The sequence below is a fragment of the Vallitalea okinawensis genome (genome assembly GCF_002964605.1).
In the GTDB taxonomy this organism is placed as follows: Bacteria; Bacillota; Clostridia; order Lachnospirales; family PQDH01; genus Vallitalea_A; species Vallitalea_A okinawensis.
This window is the reverse complement of sequence record NZ_PQDH01000008.1, coordinates 1-20,588: the sequence shown is the minus strand read 5'-3', so window position 1 is coordinate 20,588 and position 20,588 is coordinate 1. Positions and strand designations below refer to the sequence as shown.

The window sequence follows — 20,588 nt, the reverse complement described above, 5'->3', positions numbered from 1 at the left end:
ATAACAAGTTGATAATAATCTCATAGACTATGAGGTTACTATAAAGGCAAAGTGAGATTCTTAATCAATTAAGAGTTTGACTAAAGGGGTTAATAAAGAAATAGAAAATTGCTTTGCAAACATATAAAAATAGGAGGGTTCGTATGTTAAAAAAAGGGCTATCATTAATGATCGTGTTGATCATGCTGACTACAATGCTTATGGCTTGTAATTCTACAGAGACTTCAAGTGGTGAAGACAATTGGAAAATTGGTGTTATCACAGGTACTGTTACTCAAAACGAAGAAGAATACAGGGCTGCTGAAGCTGTTTTAGCTAAGTATGGTGAAGAGCATGTTATCTTACAAACTTATCCAGATAACTTTATGGATGAGCAAGAAACTGTTATCTCCAACATCACTGGTGTAGCTTCTGATCCAGATGTTAAAGCACTTGTTATTTGTCAAGGTATACCAGGTACATCAGCAGCAATTGATAAAGTAAAAGAGCTTCGTGGTGATGATTTATTAATCATTGTTGGTACTTCTGGTGAAGATCCAAACATGATCTCTGAAAGAGCAGATATCTGCTTCCAAATGGATGAAATCGGTATGGGAACTGCAGTCCCAGAACAAGCTAAAAAGCTTGGAGCAGAAGTGTTTGTACACTATTCATTCCCAAGACATATGTCTTATGCGTTATTAGCAGCCCGTAGAGATTTAATGAAAGAAAAATGCGATGAATTAGGTATTGAATTTGTTGACGCAACTGCTCCAGACCCAACGGGTGATGCAGGTACAGCTGGTGCACAACAATTTATTTTGGAAGATGTACCTAAGATGATAGAGCAATATGGGAAAAATACTGCCTTCTTCTCAACAAACTGTGCAATGCAAACACCATTAATAAAAGCTTCTTTTGATGAAGGTGCAATTTATCCTCAACCCTGTTGTCCATCTCCATATCATGGATTCCCAAATGCATTGGAAATTACAGTAGAAGGTCATGAGGGGGATATTCCTTACATCTTAAATGAAATCAGTAATATATATGCTGAAGCTGGTATTTCAGGCAGAGCTTCTACATGGCCAGTTCCCGTTAATATGATGTACGTTGAAGCTGGTGCTGATTATGCAGTGAAATGGATTAATGGTGAATTTGAAGAAAAACTTAATGTTGAAGAAGTAATAAAATCTTTCAATGTATATGTTGAAAGTGTTACTAAAACAGATGAAATTAAATTAAATGTTGTCCCATTGGTTGAAAACGATAAAGAATTCGATAATTACCTCATGGTATTATGTGATTTCTATGATTTCTAAGATGTGAATGCTAAGTAGGTTGCTAGGTTTTGCTTAGCAACCTCTTCTATTCTTATTGGCTAAGTTAGAATGAAAATACTTCATCTAATTGGAGGGGGAAAAAACGTGTACAATGACTATTTACTTGAGATGAGAGGCATTACAAAAGAGTACTATGGAAATGCAGTGCTTAAAGATGTTGAACTCATCTTAGGACCAGGAGAAATCCATAGTTTAGTTGGGGAAAACGGAGCAGGGAAGTCGACATTGATGAATATACTATTTGGAATGGACGTCATACATTCCACTGGTGGATTTGATGGTACGGTTAAATTTGGAGGTAAGAATATTTCTATAAAATCACCAAAAGAAGCAATGGAATTAGGGATCGGTATGGTTCATCAAGAATTCATGCTCATACCCGATTTTTCTGTAACAGAAAATATTAAACTCAACCGCGAAATTACAAAAGCTAACCCTGCTAGTGCTGTATTTGGTAAAAAACTTAATACTGTTGATTTTGAAAACATGGGTCATGATGCTAGAAATGCTTTAGATACATTAGCAATGGACATCGATGAATGGGTAAGGGTAGAAGGACTACCTGTAGGGCATATGCAGTTTATAGAAATCGCTAGGGAGATCGATAAAGAGAATATCCGCTTATTGGTTTTTGATGAGCCAACGGCTGTATTAACTGAATCAGAGGCAGAGAATTTACTAGAAGCTATTAAAAGATTAGCTTCTAAAGGAATTGCTATTTTATTCATTAGTCATCGCCTTGATGAAGTCATCGAAATATCCGATTATATTACTGTTTTGAGAGACGGTGAATTGGTTACTTGTAAAACCTCTAAAGAGACATCTGTAGAAGAACTTGCTGAATGGATGGTAGGTAGAAAGATAGCATTATCGAAAAAGGAAACCAGCCTTAGTGATAAGGATGAAATTATATTAGACATTAAAGGCTATACAGTAGACATGCCTGGTGAAAAAGTAAAAGGAATAGATCTCCAAGTAAGAAAAGGAGAAATTTTAGGGATAGGTGGATTAGCTGGTCAAGGTAAACTTGGTATTGCCAATGGGCTTATGGGGATGTATCCATCTACTGGTGAAGTTGTCCTTAACGAGAAATTAATTACAGCTAGAGATACAAAGAGCATGTTAAACAGTGGAATATCATTTGTGTCAGAAGATAGAAAGGGTGTAGGGTTAATTTTGGATGATTCCATTGAAATGAATATGGTAATAACTGCTCTAAATATTCAAGACAAATTTCTATATAATTTTGGCTTATTTAAACTTCAAAAAAGCGGTGCGATAAGAAGACATGCACTTGAAATGATTGAGGATTTAGATATTAGATGTACGGGGCCTAGACAGTACGCTGGTAGTTTAAGTGGTGGTAACCAGCAAAAGGTATGTATAGCGAGGGCTTTGACACTAGAACCGGATATTCTTCTCATATCGGAACCAACTAGAGGGATCGATATAGGAGCAAAAAAACTAGTTTTAGATTTACTAGTTGATTTGAATAAAAAGCGTAATATGACCATTATTATGACTTCCTCTGAGTTAGCAGAGTTAAGAAGCGTTGCAGATAGAATAGCCATTATTAGTGAAGGGAAAATAGCTGGTGTTCTTGAACCTGATGCTTCAGATAAGGAGTTTGGTTTATTGATGGCAGGACGTATAAATCAAGCTGAAAAGGAGGGGGCATAACATGAGTGCATACGCAAAAACAGCAATCAAAAAAATAGGTATACCTCGGTTAATCATTACGAGTTTATTCATATTCGTACTTATTATGGGGTTTGTAATTCAATTACCCATGGGTCTTTTGTTCGGTGATATATTACAACGATTTGGTATGTTTGGTATTTTAGTGTTGGCAATGGTACCATCCATTCAGGCCGGGACAGGTCCCAACTTTGCTTTGGCTATAGGTATTATATGTGGTCTATTAGGAATTATTATTAGTATCGAATTAGGTTTTATAGGGCTTTTGTGTTTTGTTATGGCCATTCTGATATCTTTACCCATTGCTATTATATCAGGTGTTTTATATGGTAAGTTGCTTAATGCGGTAAAAGGTGCAGAGATGACCATTGCAACCTATATCGGATTCTCAGTTGTTTCGCTCATGTGCATTGGTTGGGTTGTGTTGCCTTTTACAGAGGGAACAATGCTGTGGCCTATTGCTGGTAAGGGGTTGAGATTGACATTTACCCTCGAGAACACTTTTGGTCAAATTCTTGATAATTTCTTAGCATTTTCTATAGGAGGTGTTGAAATACCAACAGGATTAATACTTTTCTTTTTGGTAACGTGTTTTGTTGTTTTTCTATTTACTAAAAGTAAGATGGGTACATTAATACTTGCGGCAGGGAAAAACCCAAAATATGCGGAATCCTCTGGTATTAATATTGATCGTGGTAGAATAGTGGCGAGTATTGTTTCTACAGTACTTGGGGCAATAGGGATTATCGTATTTTCTCAGAGTTATGGATTTGTTCAATTATATACAGCACCACTCATGATGGCTTTTCCAGCCGTTGCTGCTGTTTTAATTGGAGGTGCCACAGCAAAGCGGGCAAAGATATCCCATGCTATTATCGGTGTGCTTCTATTCCAAGGATTATTAACATCTGCGTTACCTGTTGCCAATGTAATTTTTCCAGAAGGGAACTTATCTGAAATTATTCGGATGGTCGTTCAAAATGGTATTATTCTATACGCGCTAACCAAAGTGGATGGAGGTAATTGATATGGCAGAGGTGAAATTTGAAATTAACAAAGATATTAATAATTCAAGATGGGGAAAGCTTCAAAAAATAGTGATTCAAAATATTGTAACCATTATATTTGTGATGTTAGCCATAGCGGGTATAATGCTGTCTGAGTTATCTGTTACATTTATCGCAAATGAATTAATAACTCGTATAACAAGAAATCTCTTCCTTGTATTGTCTCTTATTATACCAATTATAGCAGGTATTGGTTTGAATTTCGGTATTGTTGTTGGAGCAATGGCAGGGCAAATGGCGTTAATTGCTGTAACGTACTGGGGAATTTCAGGTATACCAGGTTTTGCTCTTTGTGTTGTTGTAGCAACTCCAATTGCAATCTTGTTTGGTTATCTAACAGGTAAGCTCTACAATAATACAAAAGGGCAAGAGATGATTGCTGGTCTTATCTTAGGTTACTTTGCAAATGGAATCTATCAGTTCATCTTCCTATTCTTAGCCGGAAATGTCATCCCGATGAAGGATTCGGTTATGATTAAACCTGACGGTATTGGACTTCGTAATACAATTGCCTTAAATGGCGATGGTGTGATGGATGGTGCAAATGACGGTATTAAGTATGCTATTGATGGCATTATTAGATTTGATTTGTCACTTATACTAATTATATTTGCAGTAGCTTTAATCCTATTAAATATCTATAGAATGGTGAGAAAAAAAGGGTACGGTCGTGAGGCTAATAATACAAGATTCGCTTTTAATATTGTTATTGCTATAGTTGTTATTATTGGTTCACTAGCTATGATGTTTTTAAATCTTGGAAGCGTAAGTCAAATTGGTGGTTTAAAAATACCAGTAGTAACATGGTTAATTATCGCTTTATTATGTCTCTTTACGGTATGGATTTTGAAGACTAAGCTTGGGCAAGATTTTAGGACCATTGGACAAAGTCAACACATTGGTAAAGTGGCAGGAATCAATGTCAATCGAACACGTATTATTGCTGTTATTATATCAACGGTACTAGCTGCCTGGGGGCAAATAATTCTCCTTCAAAACATAGGTACCATGAATACTTATGGTAGCCATAGGCAGGTAGGTATGTTTTCTGTAGCAGCAATATTAATTGGAGGAGCGTCTGTAAGTAAAGCTAATATTAAGCATGCTATCCTTGGTGTTATCTTGTTCCAATCTGTATTTATTGTATCACCAACTGCTGGCAAAACTTTATTTGGTGATGCTCAAATTGGTGAGTTCTTTAGAGCGTTTGTCGTTTACTTTGTTATTGGGCTTTCATTAGGATTACATGCATGGAAGAAGAGAAAGTTACAGAATATTTAATATAGAGCTCTCTTATCTCAGAAGAAAAGCATTTCGTTATTAGACACCCGTCTTTCACGTAATGCTTTTTCTATTCTATATCTATTCTAAGGTGTATTTAGTTATTTTTTTGCACATATTATAAATGATTAGAATTTATAGAAAGAGGTGCTGTATGAAAAATATTATGGATAAAATAGAGCGGGTTCACTATACATCATTTACCTATGATACGATTAATGAAAAAAATCTGCATATGACAGACATGCAACAAAAAGGATATGAGTGTCTAGAAAATTTTGAGGATGAGAAACAAGCTACATTCAGAAAGTTCTTAGAGGAATAATTTTAGATACATTTTTGATTTTACTGCCAATTATATGATATAATCTATAGTTAAGTATGGAATTATTTTAGTTTTTTTTAGCAATATGATAACCATAGCTCGTTAATGCTATGGTGGTAAAATGAATGGTGGTAAAGATGAAGATTGGAATTTTTGATTCAGGAATTGGCGGTATAACGGTATTAAAACAAGCTATTGAAAAATTACCCATGGCGGACTTTATATATTATGCAGACACATTAAATGTACCCTATGGTACAAAATCATCAGAGCAAGTTAAAGGTTATGTTGATGATGTGGTAAGTTTTCTTATGGCGAGGGACATTGAAGCTCTTGTAATAGCTTGTAATACTGCAACAAGTATTGCAGTTAGGGATTTAAGGAATAAATATAATATTCCGATTATTGGAATGGAACCTGCTATTAAGCCTGCCATAAGAGAGGGCAATACCAAGAAAGTTCTTGTACTAGCAACTGAATTGACGTTAAAGCAGGCTAAGTTTAAAGAATTGGTCTCATCAATGGGAGCTAATGAGAGAATCACAGGGATACCAGCTCCAAGATTGGTTGAATTTGCTGAGAAGGGGCAAATTCATACTTCTGAAGTGTTGGGTTATTTAGAAGAGATCTTTAAAAATATTAACTTCAATGAGTATGAGTACATGGTTCTTGGTTGCACTCATTTCATTTACTTTAAGCAGGCTATACGAAAGATAGTGCCTGAGCATATGAAGATTATTGATGGTAATCAGGGAACCACCAAACATTTATTTAACTTAGTGAAGGATAAGTATACAGACATTGAGAATAAAGGTAGTGTGAAGTTTTTTTACGATGGTATATTGGATGAAAAAGGTGATGTATTAAGGCGTTATCTTCAAATATTAGAAGATTAAAAGTACTATGATTGAAGGTGGATGTATTCACCTACATAAAAGAGATTAGAATATAGATGAAGGTGAGGAAAGGATTTTTGTTAAAAATAAGAAAGAGTAAAGACTCTTTATCTAGGGGTTTAATTAGTCTATTAAGTGTCCTTAACCTTTTCATGTTTGTTATTTTAGGACCAACATTTGGTGTTATCTTTTTTACATTTTTAAACCTTCTTTACATAATGAAATACGTTCTAGATTACTGGATTAAGAGATGTGATTCTAAGGTTTTAAGATTGATAAGAAGTGTATATCTAAGCTTAATTATAATATTTGCGTTAAGTTTTATAATAGTAGAAAGTCTTATCATTAGTAATATGCATTCCCAAGTAGACGCAACTGAGCATGATATCATTGTAGTTCTAGGAGCCGGTTTGAATGGAGATCAGGTTACTAATCGATTAAAATCTAGATTGGATAAAGCCCTTGAACTCATTGACAACAATCCAGAATTAGAAGTTCTTGTTTCAGGTGGACAAGGTCCTGATGAAAAGGTAACAGAAGCTCATGCAATGAAAAGTTATCTTATCAATGAAGGTGTAGATCCAACGCATATCTTAGTTGAGGAATTATCAACATCAACTTATGAGAATCTTTTATTCTCAAAAGAAATTTTAGATGCTAAACTGATTGATAAATCAATTATTATAGTAACTAGTGATTATCATACCTATAGAGCATCTTATATCTCTAAGAAAATTGGTTTAGATGTGGTTACAGCACCAAGCCATAGTCCAGCCATGATTAGGGTTAACTATATGCTAAGAGAGTATTTTGTAGTCATTAAAGATTGGCTGAAATTAAGTTTAATAGCATGAAACGTAGATAATATTTAACTCAGGAGGAGAAAGTTATGTTACAGTTAACAAAAGAGCAAAAGGATAAATTAATGGAAGATATTATTCAATTTTTTGATGAAGAAAGAGACGAAGAAATAGGCATAATAGCAGCTAGTACTGTTCTTGATTTCTTTTTAGAAGAATTAGGTGATAAAATCTATAATAAAGGGTTAGATGATGCTAAGACATGGTTTAGCCATCAAATGGAGAACATGGAATCAGATTTTTATAGTTTATATAAATAATTATGTTATTAGAAAGTCTTAACCCCCTGTTCGGTAGACAATTGTTAATATATGGTGTAAAATGTTGTTAATGATTGAACAACTACAAACCATTGTTAGGGGGAGCGAGTGTTGTCTTATTTGAATGCTAAAGATAAATATAGACACTTATTGAAGTGCTATAGTAAATTTGACCATGATGATTGTGACTTGGAGTTTGAATACGTTTACGATGGTAATTTACGAACGTTAATTGACGAGTTTAATTTACTTTCAGTAATTGCTGAAGGCAATCAATGGGAGCAAGTTAAGAATATGCTTAAGTGGGTCAGTGATACCTTTATCTGGGATGGAAGTACTATGGATATTCCTAATAGAAAAAATGCAAGAACGATAGCTGAATTGGGAGTCAAAAATGGTACGAACTGTTGGTTGCTATCAGTAATGATGGCAGAATTTCTTTTAGCAATAGGCTTTAAAGCCAGGTTTGTAAGATGTTTACCTTTTAATTATAAAGATGGTGATTGTCATGTTGTTGTTCATGTGTACATTGATGATCTAAATAAATGGGTGATGGTGGATCCATCTTTTAATGGTTATGTATTGAATCAGAATAAAATACCAATGTCTTTAATGGAGTTTCGAAAAGCGGTTATGAATGATGATCTGATCATTGTTAATGCAGATTTAAATGAAAATGGTGCACCTCTTGATCATGATGAATACAAGACCTATATGGCAAAAAACCTCTTTCAATTTGAAACCTATCAAACAACAGGGTATGGGTGTGAAAATATCACTAATAATCATCTCATTCGTTTAATAGCAAAAGATTTTGATGGTAACCGATTTACTAGGCAAAATATAAAACATCGACAAATAATCGTGAATGAAATGAATAATGATAGATTGAAGGACTTATTTAAGGTGCATAAGAAAAGAATGAAAAGGGTGAATTACACTAATAACGAACTTTGTTTCTGGAATGTGTGAGCTACCATGAGATTGAAACTATTTAGAACCATAAGTGATGAGAAAATTGCAGTTAACAGTAGTTACATAATAATCAATCATGATAAACAACCAGATAATCTTTATCAATTTCTATTTGATCGACTAGATCGAGGAAGAGTTGATAGTGATGACCCAGTAATGATGAACAATTCGCCTGATAAATTTATTTCCCGTATTCTATCAGGACATCTGGGAGATAAGAAGAGTATTCGAATTTATGAGGCTTTGGATATTGATCAATCCGTAGGAGTGTTAGTTGGGTTAAATGATCATGAAGATAATCGCTTATTTCATATATATTCGTTAGTCGTATTTAAAGAATATCGTCGTAATGGTATTGGGAGGGATCTATTAGGTTGTTGCTTGAATGACTTAATAGAAACCACATATCGAGAAGTTACTATAGATGTTTATGACAAAAATTGGGGAGCTGTAAATCTTTATAAGCAACTTGGTTTTTTTGAGAAAAAATCTTCTTAGTCATGGATTTCCAACAAAATTATTGCATATAAATTGAAAAAGTGCTTGCTTTTTATAAAGAGATATATTACAATACAATCTATAAATGAACAAGAATTAACTAAAAGTTAATAAAATAATGATATTCTCGTATAAATCGGTAATAGGGTCCGATGTTTCTACAAACTGCCATAAACAGTTACAGGCTACGGGGGATATTTCGTTGAATGGAGATTGGCATAGTGAAGTACGCTAAGAGATGTATTTTGCTTTACTGATTTAAATAGAAGTGTGATGTTCTCACTTTCATCTAATTTGCGATAGAATCCTGCCGGTGGCAGGATTTTTTTATTTTAACAACCAAAAGAAAGGTTGTAACGTAACTGCTTTTGTTTTGTGTGTAGGATTACATATTAAATCGGGTTCTTTCATGAAGAGATAGGGAGAGGGATCAGCGGTGAAATTATTAAAGGATAAGATCCTTGAAGAGGGTCGGGTAGTTGGGGAAGATATTTTAAAGGTAGATTCCTTCCTTAATCATCAAATTGATGTAGAGTTGCTAAAAGAGATAGGAAAAGAATTTAAAAACAGGTTTAATAATAAGAAAATTACGAAAATTATTACAATTGAGGCTTCTGGCATTGCCATCGCTACCTTAGCAGCTCAATATTTTAATGTTCCTGTTGTATTTGCTAAGAAAACAGAATCAAGAAATTTAGATAATGACACTTATGAAAGTCAAGTTCATTCATTCACGAAAGGTATTACATACAGTATTAAAATATCCAAACGTTATTTAAATGAAGAAGATCATGTTCTGATACTTGATGATTTCTTAGCTAATGGACAAGCTGCTTTAGGCTTAATCGATCTTGTAAATCAATCTAAAGCAGTTGTAGAGGGAATTGGTATAGTCATTGAAAAAGGATTTCAGCAAGGTGGTAATCTTATACGTGCTAAGAACATTCAACTGGAATCTCTAGCAATACTTCAATCATTTGAAGAAAAGCAAATAAGATTTAAGTAATATTAATAATATTTTTTATAGAAAATCTAGGAGGGTACATTAAGAATGAAGAAATTTATTTGCATTATTCTAACATTAACATTACTCGTAAGTCTTGTAGGTTGTAATACAACAGGGCAAGCGGAAGAAACGACTGTAGGTTTTATATATGTTGGTCCAATTGGTGATGGTGGCTGGTCATACGCTCATGATCAAGGTCGCCAGTATTTAGAGCAAGAGTTAGGTGTCAAAACCATTTACGTAGAATCTGTTCCTGAGAATCAAGAGGTTGAACAAGTTATTAAAGATATGGTTGATCAAGGTGCAAGTATTATTTTTGCTACTAGTTTCGGTTATATGAATTATGTCAAGGATATGGCTACAGAATATCCAGAGGTAACGTTCTTCCATTGTTCAGGTTATGAGTCAGCAGAAAATATGGCAAACTATTTTGGAAGAATGTATGAACCTAGATATTTATCTGGTAAGGTAGCTGGTTTAAAAACTGAGACAAATAAAATTGGTTATGTAGCAGCTTTTCCAATTCCTGAAGTTATTCGTGGTATAAATGCTTTTACTTTAGGTGTACAGTCAGTTAATCCTGAAGCAGAAGTAGAAGTTGTCTGGACGTCAACTTGGTATGATCCAGCTAGTGAAAAAGAAGCCGCAGTAGCCTTATTAGACAATGGTTCAGATGTTATTGCGCAGCATCAAGATACTGCTGGTCCTCAACAAGCTGCAGAAGAAAGAGGTGCTTTTTCAATTGGTTATAACACTGACATGAGTGCTATGGCACCAGAAGCTTACATGACAGCGCCTGTTTGGAACTGGGGCCCATATTATGTGGAACAAGTAAAAGCAGTACAAGAAGGAACTTTTGAATCACATGCTTATTGGGGTGGTATGAATGAAGGCGTAGTAGAACTAGCTGAACTTACAGAATTAGCTCCAACTGAAGCAAAAGATATAATAACAGAAGCAACAGAGAGTATTAAAGATGGTTCTCTTACGATTTTTGAAGGACCATTGAAAGACAATAGCGGCGAATTAAGAGTTGAAGAAGGAGTAACTTTAACTGACGAAGAATTACTAGGTATGAATTGGTTTGTTGAAGGTGTAATTGGGAAAGTTGAATAATTGAGAGGTTAAATAGATGATGCCAACGATTGCAGTAGAAATGAAAAAAATCTCTAAGTCATTTGGTTCTGTAGTAGCTAATACAGACGTAGATCTGGACATTAAAGTAGGAGAAGTACATGCATTACTTGGTGAAAATGGTGCTGGAAAAAGCACATTGATGAACATGCTATCAGGGCTTTATGCTCCTGATAGCGGTTCTATTTTTATACACGAAAAAGAGGTTTATCTCAATTCACCAAAAGATGCCATTAGAAACAAAATAGGTATGATTCATCAGCACTATAAATTAATCGAAGTGATGAGTGCTGCAGAGAATATTTCCTTGGGTAAAGGTCGGCAACTATTTGTTAATCAAAGAAAAATAGAAAAAGAAATAGCTGATATTTCAAAGAAATATGGTTTGCAAATTGATCCTAATAAACGTATTAAAGACATGTCCATAAGTGAAAAGCAAACAGTTGAAATTATCAAAGTGTTATATGGAGGGGCAGATATTCTGATTCTTGATGAACCGACAGCAGTATTAACGCCACAAGAAACAGAGATGCTTTTTCATATCATTCATAAAATGAAAGAAAAAGGTTGTGCCGTTATCATAATCACGCATAAGCTAAACGAAGTAATGGCTATAAGTGATCGAGTAACTGTACTTAGAAAAGGTAAAAATGTAGGTACAGTTAAAACATCTGAGACGACACCAAAAGCATTAACAGATTTGATGGTGGGAGAATCTGTGGATTTAGAAATTCTCAGAGGAGAAAAATCTCCTACTAGCGAGAAACTAGAAATCATGAATCTTTCAGCTAAAGATGTAGATGGAGTAAGTGTACTAAAAGAAATTACCTTTGATCTATGTGGTGGAGAAATATTAGGTGTGGCTGGTGTTGCTGGTAGTGGACAAAAAGAGCTATGCGAAACAATAGCTGGGCTATATCCTGTATCAACAGGTCAAATTCTTTATAATGGTGTTAATATTGTAGGCTTATCACCTCGTCAAATTAATGATAAGGGGATTAGTATGAGTTTTATCCCTGAGGATAGACTGGGAATGGGTCTAGTAGCATCTATGGATATGGTGGATAACTATCTTCTGAAGAATTATTATAAACAACAAGGACTCTTTATAACGAGAAAACCATCTGCTCACCAGTGCGAAAAGATGGTTGAAGAATTAGCTATCAAAACCCCTAATATACACACTCCTATACGTCAGTTATCAGGAGGGAACATACAAAAAGTGCTTCTTGGAAGAGAAATTAAATCCAATCCACATTTTTTAGTAACTGCTTATGCTACAAGAGGTTTAGATGTTGGATCTTCTCATTTAATATATGACTTGCTCAACCATCAAAAATCTAAAGGTGTAGGTGTGTTGTACATTGGTGAAGATATTGATGTTCTTTTAGAATTATGTGATCGCATCATGGTCTTATGTGATGGAGAAATAACTGGTATCGTTTCAGCAGATGAAGCGACGAAAGAAGAAATAGGTTTAATGATGGCAGGTAAGAAGACAGAAAGAGAGGATTCACCATGTTAAAGCTAGTCAAAAGAAGTGATATGAATACTAAAAGGGCTTTTATCATCAGAGCCTCTGCAGTTTTTCTTGCACTCATTATATCCGCATGTTTTATACTCTTGCTGGGTCATAACCCATTAGAGGTTTATATTGCTCTTATTGATGGAGCTTTTGGCAGTTGGTATAGAATTCAGGATACTATTACCATAGCTATACCTTTGATTATTACCTCCCTAGGAATATTGATTGCTTTTAAGATGAAGTTTTGGAATATTGGTGCTGAAGGACAGATTTGCATGGGAGCTTTTTTGGCCAGTTACTTTGCTCTTTCCTTCAATCATCTTCCAAAACCATTATTGCTATTAATCATGTTCTTTGGAGGGATTATTGGTGGAGGATTATGGGCACTTATTCCGGCTTACTTAAAAGTTCGATTTGGTACGAATGAGACTATTATAACGTTGATGCTTAATTATATTGCTATAAAATGGGTTACTTATCTTCAATATGGTCCTTGGAAAGATCCAGATTCAATGGGATTTCCAAAGATAGCCGATTTCACTGATAATGCTTTACTACCAGAAGTCTTTGGTATACACATAGGATGGATTATTGCTATCGCTCTTGTTATTATCGTTTATTTATTTATACATCATACGAAGATGGGTTACGAGGTATCGGTAGTAGGTGAAAGTCAAGACACTGCAAGATATGGTGGCATCAATGTCAAACAAATCATACTTAAAGCATTGTTTATCAGTGGAGGATTATGCGGTATTGTTGGCATGATTCAGGCATCAGGAGTAGATGGAACACTTTCTGTTGATATCACTTCTGGATACGGTTATACGGCTATCATAACAACATGGTTATCAGGTTTAAACTCAGCTGTGATCATTCCAGTTTGCGTTCTTTTTGCAGCTCTTACTAAAGGAAGTTCTTTTATACAGATCTCTTTTATGATTCCTCAATCAGCCGCTGAAATACTTCAGAGTATGATTCTCTTCTTTGTTTTAGGTAGTGAACTATTCATTCGTTATCGTATTGAGAGAAGAAAAGCTAAAAAGGAGGTGTATTAAGTGGATATATCCTTTTTTACAGCTGCTGTTGTAGCTGGAATGCCATTACTCTTTGCTACCTTAGGTGAGATTATGACGGAACGTTCAGGTCATCTCAACCTTGGTGTTGAAGGTATGATGCTTATGGGGGCTGTTGCTGGATTTGGAGCTGGTTTTTATACGAGTAATCCTTTAATAGCTTTATTAGCAGCAGCTTTAGTAGGAGCTTTAGGTGCATTGATTTATGGTTTTTTAACCATTACATTAAAAACAAATCAAGTTGTTACAGGTCTAACTTTAACGATTTTTGGTACTGGATTGTCAAGCTTTTTAGGCCAGAGTTTTATTGGGGAGAAAATGCCTGATAGGATTATCACTTTCTTTACACCTATAAAGATTCCTTTATTAAGTGAGATTCCTGTAGTAGGTCCCATATTATTTAGTCAAGATGTATTTATCTACATGGGTTATGTGATAACATTAATCTTAGGATTTTATCTTTATAGAACGAGATTTGGTCTCAATCTTCGATCAATCGGAGAAAATCCTAGTGTTGCAGATACTGTAGGGATTCATGTTGATTTGTATAAATATGTTCATGTCCTATTGGGAGGAGCGTTATGTGGGCTTGGTGGTGCCTACTTATCTATAGTAGACGTGCCTCAATGGACTGAAGGTATAACAGCAGGGAGGGGATGGATTGCCATTGCACTTGTAATTTTTAGTGGATGGAACCCCTATAAAGCAATTCTTGCAGCATTTGTTTTTGGTGGTCTAAATATACTAGGTTTTAGAATTCAACATTTGAATATCTCACAAAGCCTTTTAGATGCCTTACCCTATTTAGCCACTATCATTATACTGGTAGTCAGCTCTATGCGAAATTCCAGTAAACAATCACCACCAGCTAATCTTGGTAATGCTTATTTTCGAGAAGAGCGATAGATTATGGAAGGCTGTCTCTAATCAAATAGAGACAGCCTTTTTAATAATTCATAAATAGTTTCTGAACCAAATTCCATGGCTTCAACAGGTATACGCTCATCAGCACTGTGTATAAGTTTTGAGAAGTTAATCTCTTCTGGCAATATCATTGGGGTAAAGCCATAAGTTTGGATACCAAGTTTCGAAAAATAACGGGCGTCGGTAACACCGCATCCTACAAAGGGTATGGGAATTGCTTCAGAATCAAAATCACAAAGTACACTTGATAGGGTATTAAATAGATCCATGTTAACAGAATCAGGTCCAGGATAATAAAAAGTCACTTCAAATTCATGTTCTGAACCCAGGAGTGCGTTTAATTCACTTACTAAATCGTCGGGTTTATAACCTGGTAATAAACGCCCATCAAATTCTAAAGTAATTTCACTAGGGATTACATTAATTTTGTTACCACCCTTGACGATAGTGGCATTAACCGTATTATGTAGTAGAGGATCAAATAAATAGCCATTTGAACCTAAAAGATTTAAGACCTTATTGCTCATTCCAGTATTTAATAATTGCCTTAGGACTTTATTTGCTGGAAATGACATATTTGATGAGAGGGCTTCAATCATCTGTTTAACAGGTGGTGTAATATGTACAGGTAGTCGTTTGGTATTCAGGCGTTCAAGTACGTAAGCAAGCTTTGCCATAGCACCATCTCGTATGGGCATTGAACCGTGACCACCTGGACCTTTTATAATAGTTTTTAAAGCACATTTTTGCTTCTCTGAAATCATAATAGGATAAAACCTTTTATGATCCATGTGAAGTGTAAAGCCGCCAATTTCGCCAATAGCAAATTGAACATCTTCAAACAGTTCAGGGTGTTCTTCTACCATGTATCTTGCCCCATAATAACCTTCATCTTCTTCATCTGTAACAATACATAATATAATATCACCAGATGGTGTTAATGCTTCAACTTTTATACGAAGAAATGCAGCTATCATCATAGCCAGGGCGCCTTTCATATCTAAAGCACCACGTCCCCAAACACAACCATCCTTAATTCTCCCTTCAAAAGGTGGGACCTGCCAGTTCTGATTTTCGGTAGTTACCACATCAATATGACCGTACATGAGAAAGGGAGGGGCTGAACCATTACCCTTTATTCTTGCATAAAGGTTTTGGCGTTCAGTTTTTCTTCCGAAGGTTTTCACTTCAATATGCGCTTTTTCAAGTAGATCCATTATATACATGATGCTCTCTGTTTCATTCCCAGGAGGATTTGTGGTATTAAAACGAATAAGATTCTGTAAAAGCTTGGCTGGGTTTTTGTAAATGAACACGTCTTTGCTATAGTTAGTCATTCTAAATATCTCCTTTCTAGTCAGATATTATTGAATCAGCATTTTGGGGTAAGAATTTATTATACAGTAATGCTTCTAAACGTTCCAATTCTTTAATTTCTTTGTTAGTAAAACCGTGAGGATTTTCACCCATTTCTAATTGTTTCATCATGGATCTAAAGTTAAGTAAGCGATAATCAGACTTACCAGCTATAAAAGGACGAGCCCATGTATAGGTTGGTAATATCTTTAGATTTGTAATTTTAGTAATACTAGCATCATTTTGCATCCCTTTGGAAATTTGAAGTTTAAGGATGGCTGTTAATCTAGAATTTTTACTAAAGGCATTGTAAGACACTAACTCTCCTAAAGAATAAATGATAAAACCTTCTTTCTTATGCTTGGAGTAGGGGTCCACAAAGCTATATTTCTCCATAGGCTGTAATACATGGGGATGTCCACCTAAAATAATATCTACACCACATTCCATAATGCGGTGACCCATGTTTATAATGTTTTCAATAGGATAGGTTTCAAACTCAATACTCCAATGAAGCATGGCTACAATAATATCAGCCTTTTTCTCATGTGCAATTTTAATATGCTCTTTAATGAGAGAGATATCTGTATCCGGTTTATTCAACCTAATAACGTTTGTCATGTATTCTTTACCAGGAATGGGTTCGAATCCGTTTAAACAATAAGTGTAGGAAAGAAACGCAATACGAATGCCACCTTGTTCAATGATGGGAATATCTTTTTGCTCTTCTGGGGTTCTTGATGTACCAACATGGGGATAACCCTTGGAATCAAGAAAGTCCAGTGTAGCAATAAGGCTTGATTCACCTTGGTCTAAGCTGTGATTATTAGCAGTCGAGAAGAAATTAATCCCTTTTCCATCCCGGGCATAGCGCTCAAACATTTCTGGACTGGTGTTGAGATTGGGAGCTGTTAGGCACATACTTGGGACGACGCCTAAAGGTTTTGAGGGGTCAAGTGGCGATTCTAAGTTAGCGCAGACGATATCTCCAGAAAAATAGAAGTCTTCAATATCATCCCAAAGGTGTTCGGTACTTTCTGGGTATATAATATCTGAGCAATTTAAGTCACCACCTGCTGTTAAAGTCACTTGTTGATCTACCTTGAATGAATCATTAGGACTAAAATCTAAATTTTGATTAGCAAAATAACTTTCAATATTTTTGCCCTTTTCAGCATTTTCAATCTGCTTAATGACAGCTTTATAAGCCCACCATAATTTTTCACCCAGATCCATGTATAAAAAATTATCTTCATATTCTTGAGAATATTTGTAGCGACTCCCTTTGAAAAAACCAATGATATGTAATAAAGCTTTAATAAGTATCAGTTTAATTCTCATTCAAATCCTCCTGTTCCGTGATGCAATCTAATCCGTTACTTTGATTAATTTTTTCTTATATAACAATCTTGCAGTTAAAATGGATGAAAGTATACAAAGAGGTATGGTTACGGCTGTTGGTAAGTCCCCTACAAGATTTAGTAAAATAGCCACACTTAAAGGAGCAATAGCTAATTTCCATTCTTTAAGGATGTAGTAGGCACCAATTGACCCAAATAAAGCTGGTAAAATCTGTTGAAAAACAGGTTGGATAACTGGATTGTTTAATTTCGTTGAAAGTGGAACGATTAGAAGCATACCGATAAGTATAACAATTTCACTGGCTATAACTGACCCACCAATGGCTATGGTTGCGATAATATCCCCTTCTTCTGTTGAGGGTTTTACTTCAGCAACTTCCAAAGCAATAGCTGCACTAGGAAGTTTGATATTCGCTATATTACCCGTTAAATAAGACATATACATAGCATTCGTACCTAGCATAGGGGAAAAAGCTAATATCTCAACTATTGAAACAGGCAACATAACAGATGAAATACTAATAATCCCATTGATTAATTCTTTTGATGGTGGCATGATACCATATACCAGCCATAAAAATAATGGTGGTAAGAAAGTAAAAATTAATCCTGTAAGTAATGTGATTCTTCCTATTATATGTCCTCTGGATTCATAAATATCATAATTGTGACTTGTACGTTTTTTGATAAAAGACATCTAACTCACTCCTTATAATCCTAAATTTGAAAAAAGAATGGAACATAACATTGCACCAATCATACTGAAAGTGAGTGCAAATTCTCTCAACCAAGTTACTTTGAATTTTACTATCAGCAGGGCTAGAATTGTCATAATGACGCCACCGGATAGTAGCGTATAGAGTGGAAGGCCACCAGTAGTAACGGGGTCAGCAATAAAAATGCAAAATACACCTAAAAAGGCTGCATTTATCAAAACGGTTTTCCATTGAGGGTCTTTATCAACAGTCTTTGAATATTGCTTTTTAATACTTTTAAGAAATAAGATGATTAATCCAACAGCCCAAATAGAGCCAAAGCACATTACCCAGATTGATGAAGCGAAGACTTCTTTTGTATAACCAGGTCCTCCTAGTTGGTCAATCCCCATAGATTTAGAACCTATACCAGCTGCCATCAATTCATAAGGTGCAGAACCGATAACGGAAAGGCGCATCCAAGGTATAGGAACCCCTAATACTGGAACCATGGTCATTAAAGCAACAATGATCGCTATTGATGGTACAACGCTTGATATGGCTCCTGTTCGGAGTGCTTTAAACATTTTTTCTTTACTTAAACCTTGTTCTTTGCCTTTTTTAAAGGCTAACTTAATGAATAAATAGGATTGCAAAACAACGATTAATAAGATAATAGCACCACATATGTAAAAGATATTACTGTTTGCAATATTTAAGTAATCCCCCATTTATTATTCCCCCTTCTAAATGATTTCTAGCGATTTACAGAAACAAGTAATAGAAATTCTGAAAATCTACTATTTACAACTTTTAATATAAAAAATTTACATATTTATTTTAACATTATATGAATTTAGTGTAAACGCATATTAGAATATTATGGTGAAAAATGAAAATCATCACTAAATAATAAAATTAGTGATGATTAATTGGAAGTAAAATTAAGATATTCAATTATGCAATTGGCATGCTATTGGATTCTTCAAAGGCTAAATGCGAATTAATCAAGTTGAACATTCACATAATCAGTAGCAGCGTCATCAAAACCACTGATATCATGTAGATAACGTTGAGGGGTGACCAGTGATGACCACCCAAATTGAGTCATTACTTTCTTGATATCCGCTCCATTAGCGAGTGCCATACTGGCTGAGGTATGTCTGAACCAGTGTGGCGTTACCTTCTTTGAAAGTCCTACTTGTTCGCAAGCTTTTGATAACATTTTTCTAACACCCCATTGAGATAACCTTTCATCATAACGGTTATAGAAGAGGGGAGAGGTGTCTTCTATATCAAACTCATCGCTTTTACCACATTTTCTTCTATACATACTAATATAAAACCATAATTCTTTTCTAATTTTAATATTACGCCACTTGCTTCCTTTACCCTTAACTTTTATACCTATTCTATTTCTAGGATCTAAATAAAAATCGCACCAAGACAAAGAACATAGTTCAGATATACGTAATCCGGTATACAACAGAATGGCTCCAATGAGGAAGTTTCTATCACTAATAGTGGAGTCTTGGCTACTTTGCTTAAGGGATTTAAGAAGCAGAGTAGTATCTTGTTCTGTTAAAAATTTATGCTCATTTCTATTATCATATTTAGGCTTTTTTATTGCTTTGACTGGATTATATTGAAGATAACCAACATCTTTTGCGAAAGTGAATAAACCGCTTATAATATTCAAGCGTTGACTTACTGTAGCCAATGATAATGGTTTACCATCCTTTTTACGATAAGTCAATAATCGTTGTTTATACTCTGAAACATGAACAATAGTGACTTCATTCAAGTGATTTACATTATTTGTCTCTTTCACACTTTTTTTAAATTCACCAATTACCCTATAATATACTTTTCTAGAAGATTCAGCTCTTTCAAGTAAAAATAACTCAATAAGCATATCATCATTAGAAATAGAATTATTTAATATAATATCATTGTTATTTGAATTATTATATATAATATCACTATCATCATATTTATTAGTGGAAGATACCTTAAAACTACTGACTGAATTATTTAAACCATAAATACTGTTATCAGTATGAAGTGAATTATAATTACTATATATACCATTATTTGTATCATTATCTTGTTTTAGATTACTAATATTATTTAATTTATCATATAATTCAATATTATCCATAATTATATAATCTCCTTAGATGAAAATAACTTGGTACAAAAAACTTAAACTTTATTGTACCAACGTTCATACTTAATTATAGCATAATAGTGTATATATATCAATTAGTTATATAAAATTATAAAATTAATAACGCAAATAATATAATTGGAATAATATAATAAAAAT

The 20,588-nt window shown here is 34.5% G+C and carries 20 protein-coding genes and 1 riboswitch; of the genes, 15 read left to right on the top strand and 5 right to left on the bottom strand.

What is annotated here, in order from left to right:
- Positions 1–143 precede the first annotated feature (143 nt).
- The 15 genes from C1Y58_RS19005 (at position 144) to C1Y58_RS18940 (ending at position 14,829) form a co-directional block, all read left to right on the top strand.
- Entirely contained in the window at positions 144–1,301 is a 1,158-nt protein-coding gene (locus tag C1Y58_RS19005; RefSeq protein WP_105617885.1) for a DUF3798 domain-containing protein, read from the top strand.
- A gap of 129 nt (positions 1,302–1,430) precedes the next feature.
- Positions 1,431–3,002 carry a sugar ABC transporter ATP-binding protein gene (locus C1Y58_RS19000; RefSeq protein ID WP_334293842.1) on the top strand — a complete coding sequence of 524 codons (1,572 nt, stop codon included), beginning with the start codon at positions 1,431–1,433 and terminating at the stop codon, positions 3,000–3,002.
- A gap of 1 nt (position 3,003) precedes the next feature.
- The gene (locus tag C1Y58_RS18995) at positions 3,004–4,047 is read left to right on the top strand and encodes an ABC transporter permease subunit (RefSeq protein WP_105617882.1); all 1,044 of its coding nucleotides are present in this window, start codon (positions 3,004–3,006) and stop codon (positions 4,045–4,047) included.
- Position 4,048: 1 nt separating this feature from the next.
- A complete protein-coding gene (locus C1Y58_RS18990) occupies positions 4,049–5,368 on the top strand; it encodes an ABC transporter permease subunit (protein WP_105617880.1) in 1,320 nt (439 codons plus the stop codon).
- 154 nt (positions 5,369–5,522) lie between these two features.
- A complete protein-coding gene (locus C1Y58_RS26550) occupies positions 5,523–5,693 on the top strand; it encodes a hypothetical protein (protein WP_157950204.1) in 171 nt (56 codons plus the stop codon).
- Between the two features lie 137 nt (positions 5,694–5,830).
- On the top strand, positions 5,831–6,589 hold the full coding sequence (gene murI, locus C1Y58_RS18985; protein ID WP_105618171.1) for a glutamate racemase: 759 nt from the start codon (positions 5,831–5,833) through the stop codon (positions 6,587–6,589).
- 77 nt (positions 6,590–6,666) lie between these two features.
- Positions 6,667–7,443 carry a YdcF family protein gene (locus C1Y58_RS18980; protein ID WP_170311635.1) on the top strand — a complete coding sequence of 259 codons (777 nt, stop codon included), beginning with the start codon at positions 6,667–6,669 and terminating at the stop codon, positions 7,441–7,443.
- Positions 7,444–7,478: 35 nt separating this feature from the next.
- Positions 7,479–7,709 (top strand): DUF2164 domain-containing protein, encoded by a 231-nt coding sequence (locus tag C1Y58_RS18975; protein ID WP_105617877.1) that lies wholly within the window; start codon positions 7,479–7,481, stop codon positions 7,707–7,709.
- Positions 7,710–7,820: 111 nt separating this feature from the next.
- Positions 7,821–8,681 carry a transglutaminase-like domain-containing protein gene (locus C1Y58_RS18970; RefSeq protein WP_105617876.1) on the top strand — a complete coding sequence of 287 codons (861 nt, stop codon included), beginning with the start codon at positions 7,821–7,823 and terminating at the stop codon, positions 8,679–8,681.
- A gap of 6 nt (positions 8,682–8,687) precedes the next feature.
- Positions 8,688–9,182: a GNAT family N-acetyltransferase gene (locus C1Y58_RS18965; RefSeq protein ID WP_105617875.1), complete on the top strand. Its 495-nt coding sequence runs from the start codon at positions 8,688–8,690 to the stop codon at positions 9,180–9,182.
- Between the two features lie 107 nt (positions 9,183–9,289).
- A riboswitch (purine riboswitch) is annotated at positions 9,290–9,390 on the top strand.
- A gap of 228 nt (positions 9,391–9,618) precedes the next feature.
- Positions 9,619–10,188: a xanthine phosphoribosyltransferase gene (locus tag C1Y58_RS18960; RefSeq protein WP_105617873.1), complete on the top strand. Its 570-nt coding sequence runs from the start codon at positions 9,619–9,621 to the stop codon at positions 10,186–10,188.
- 45 nt (positions 10,189–10,233) lie between these two features.
- Positions 10,234–11,304, top strand: coding sequence for a BMP family ABC transporter substrate-binding protein (locus C1Y58_RS18955; protein ID WP_105617872.1), 1,071 nt, complete (start codon positions 10,234–10,236; stop codon positions 11,302–11,304).
- Positions 11,305–11,320: 16 nt separating this feature from the next.
- Complete coding sequence (locus C1Y58_RS18950; RefSeq protein WP_105617870.1) at positions 11,321–12,847, top strand: ABC transporter ATP-binding protein; 1,527 nt, start codon at positions 11,321–11,323, stop codon at positions 12,845–12,847.
- Positions 12,841–13,905: an ABC transporter permease gene (locus C1Y58_RS18945; RefSeq protein ID WP_105617869.1), complete on the top strand. Its 1,065-nt coding sequence runs from the start codon at positions 12,841–12,843 to the stop codon at positions 13,903–13,905. The genes C1Y58_RS18950 and C1Y58_RS18945 overlap by 7 nt, the downstream gene beginning before the upstream one ends.
- The gene (locus C1Y58_RS18940; protein ID WP_242985438.1) at positions 13,906–14,829 is read left to right on the top strand and encodes an ABC transporter permease; all 924 of its coding nucleotides are present in this window, start codon (positions 13,906–13,908) and stop codon (positions 14,827–14,829) included.
- 17 nt (positions 14,830–14,846) lie between these two features.
- Here the strand turns inward: C1Y58_RS18940 and C1Y58_RS18935 are convergent, their stop codons facing one another.
- The 5 genes from C1Y58_RS18935 to C1Y58_RS18915 all read right to left on the bottom strand — a co-directional run bounded on the left by C1Y58_RS18935 (position 14,847) and on the right by C1Y58_RS18915 (position 20,420).
- Complete coding sequence (locus tag C1Y58_RS18935) at positions 14,847–16,184, bottom strand: M20/M25/M40 family metallo-hydrolase (RefSeq protein ID WP_105617867.1); 1,338 nt, start codon at positions 16,182–16,184, stop codon at positions 14,847–14,849.
- A 16-nt stretch (positions 16,185–16,200) separates the two neighbouring features.
- Complete coding sequence (locus C1Y58_RS18930) at positions 16,201–17,544, bottom strand: CapA family protein (RefSeq protein ID WP_105617866.1); 1,344 nt, start codon at positions 17,542–17,544, stop codon at positions 16,201–16,203.
- Between the two features lie 27 nt (positions 17,545–17,571).
- Positions 17,572–18,261, bottom strand: a complete 690-nt coding sequence (locus C1Y58_RS18925) for a hypothetical protein (protein WP_105617864.1) — start codon at positions 18,259–18,261, stop codon at positions 17,572–17,574.
- 12 nt (positions 18,262–18,273) lie between these two features.
- A complete protein-coding gene (locus tag C1Y58_RS18920) occupies positions 18,274–18,990 on the bottom strand; it encodes a DUF5058 family protein (protein ID WP_105617863.1) in 717 nt (238 codons plus the stop codon).
- 272 nt (positions 18,991–19,262) lie between these two features.
- Complete coding sequence (locus C1Y58_RS18915) at positions 19,263–20,420, bottom strand: tyrosine-type recombinase/integrase (protein ID WP_105617861.1); 1,158 nt, start codon at positions 20,418–20,420, stop codon at positions 19,263–19,265.
- Between the last annotated feature and the right edge of the window lie 168 nt (positions 20,421–20,588).

What these genes read in the sequence shown, in the direction of transcription:
- C1Y58_RS18955 (WP_105617872.1), top strand. Translation starts at nt 10,234, where the DNA reads ATGAAGAAATTTATTTGCATTATTCTAACATTAACATTACTCGTAAGT.
- murI (WP_105618171.1), top strand. Translation starts at nt 5,831, where the DNA reads ATGAAGATTGGAATTTTTGATTCAGGAATTGGCGGTATAACGGTATTA.
- C1Y58_RS18975 (WP_105617877.1), top strand. Translation starts at nt 7,479, where the DNA reads ATGTTACAGTTAACAAAAGAGCAAAAGGATAAATTAATGGAAGATATT.
- C1Y58_RS19000 (WP_334293842.1), top strand. Translation starts at nt 1,431, where the DNA reads ATGAGAGGCATTACAAAAGAGTACTATGGAAATGCAGTGCTTAAAGAT.
- C1Y58_RS18925 (WP_105617864.1), bottom strand. Translation starts at nt 18,261, where the DNA reads ATGTCTTTTATCAAAAAACGTACAAGTCACAATTATGATATTTATGAA.
- C1Y58_RS18915 (WP_105617861.1), bottom strand. Translation starts at nt 20,420, where the DNA reads ATGGATAATATTGAATTATATGATAAATTAAATAATATTAGTAATCTA.
- C1Y58_RS18990 (WP_105617880.1), top strand. Translation starts at nt 4,049, where the DNA reads ATGGCAGAGGTGAAATTTGAAATTAACAAAGATATTAATAATTCAAGA.
- C1Y58_RS18995 (WP_105617882.1), top strand. Translation starts at nt 3,004, where the DNA reads ATGAGTGCATACGCAAAAACAGCAATCAAAAAAATAGGTATACCTCGG.
- C1Y58_RS19005 (WP_105617885.1), top strand. Translation starts at nt 144, where the DNA reads ATGTTAAAAAAAGGGCTATCATTAATGATCGTGTTGATCATGCTGACT.
- C1Y58_RS18935 (WP_105617867.1), bottom strand. Translation starts at nt 16,184, where the DNA reads ATGACTAACTATAGCAAAGACGTGTTCATTTACAAAAACCCAGCCAAG.
- C1Y58_RS18965 (WP_105617875.1), top strand. Translation starts at nt 8,688, where the DNA reads ATGAGATTGAAACTATTTAGAACCATAAGTGATGAGAAAATTGCAGTT.
- C1Y58_RS18930 (WP_105617866.1), bottom strand. Translation starts at nt 17,544, where the DNA reads ATGAGAATTAAACTGATACTTATTAAAGCTTTATTACATATCATTGGT.
- C1Y58_RS18945 (WP_105617869.1), top strand. Translation starts at nt 12,841, where the DNA reads ATGTTAAAGCTAGTCAAAAGAAGTGATATGAATACTAAAAGGGCTTTT.
- C1Y58_RS18950 (WP_105617870.1), top strand. Translation starts at nt 11,321, where the DNA reads ATGATGCCAACGATTGCAGTAGAAATGAAAAAAATCTCTAAGTCATTT.
- C1Y58_RS18920 (WP_105617863.1), bottom strand. Translation starts at nt 18,990, where the DNA reads ATGGGGGATTACTTAAATATTGCAAACAGTAATATCTTTTACATATGT.
- C1Y58_RS26550 (WP_157950204.1), top strand. Translation starts at nt 5,523, where the DNA reads ATGAAAAATATTATGGATAAAATAGAGCGGGTTCACTATACATCATTT.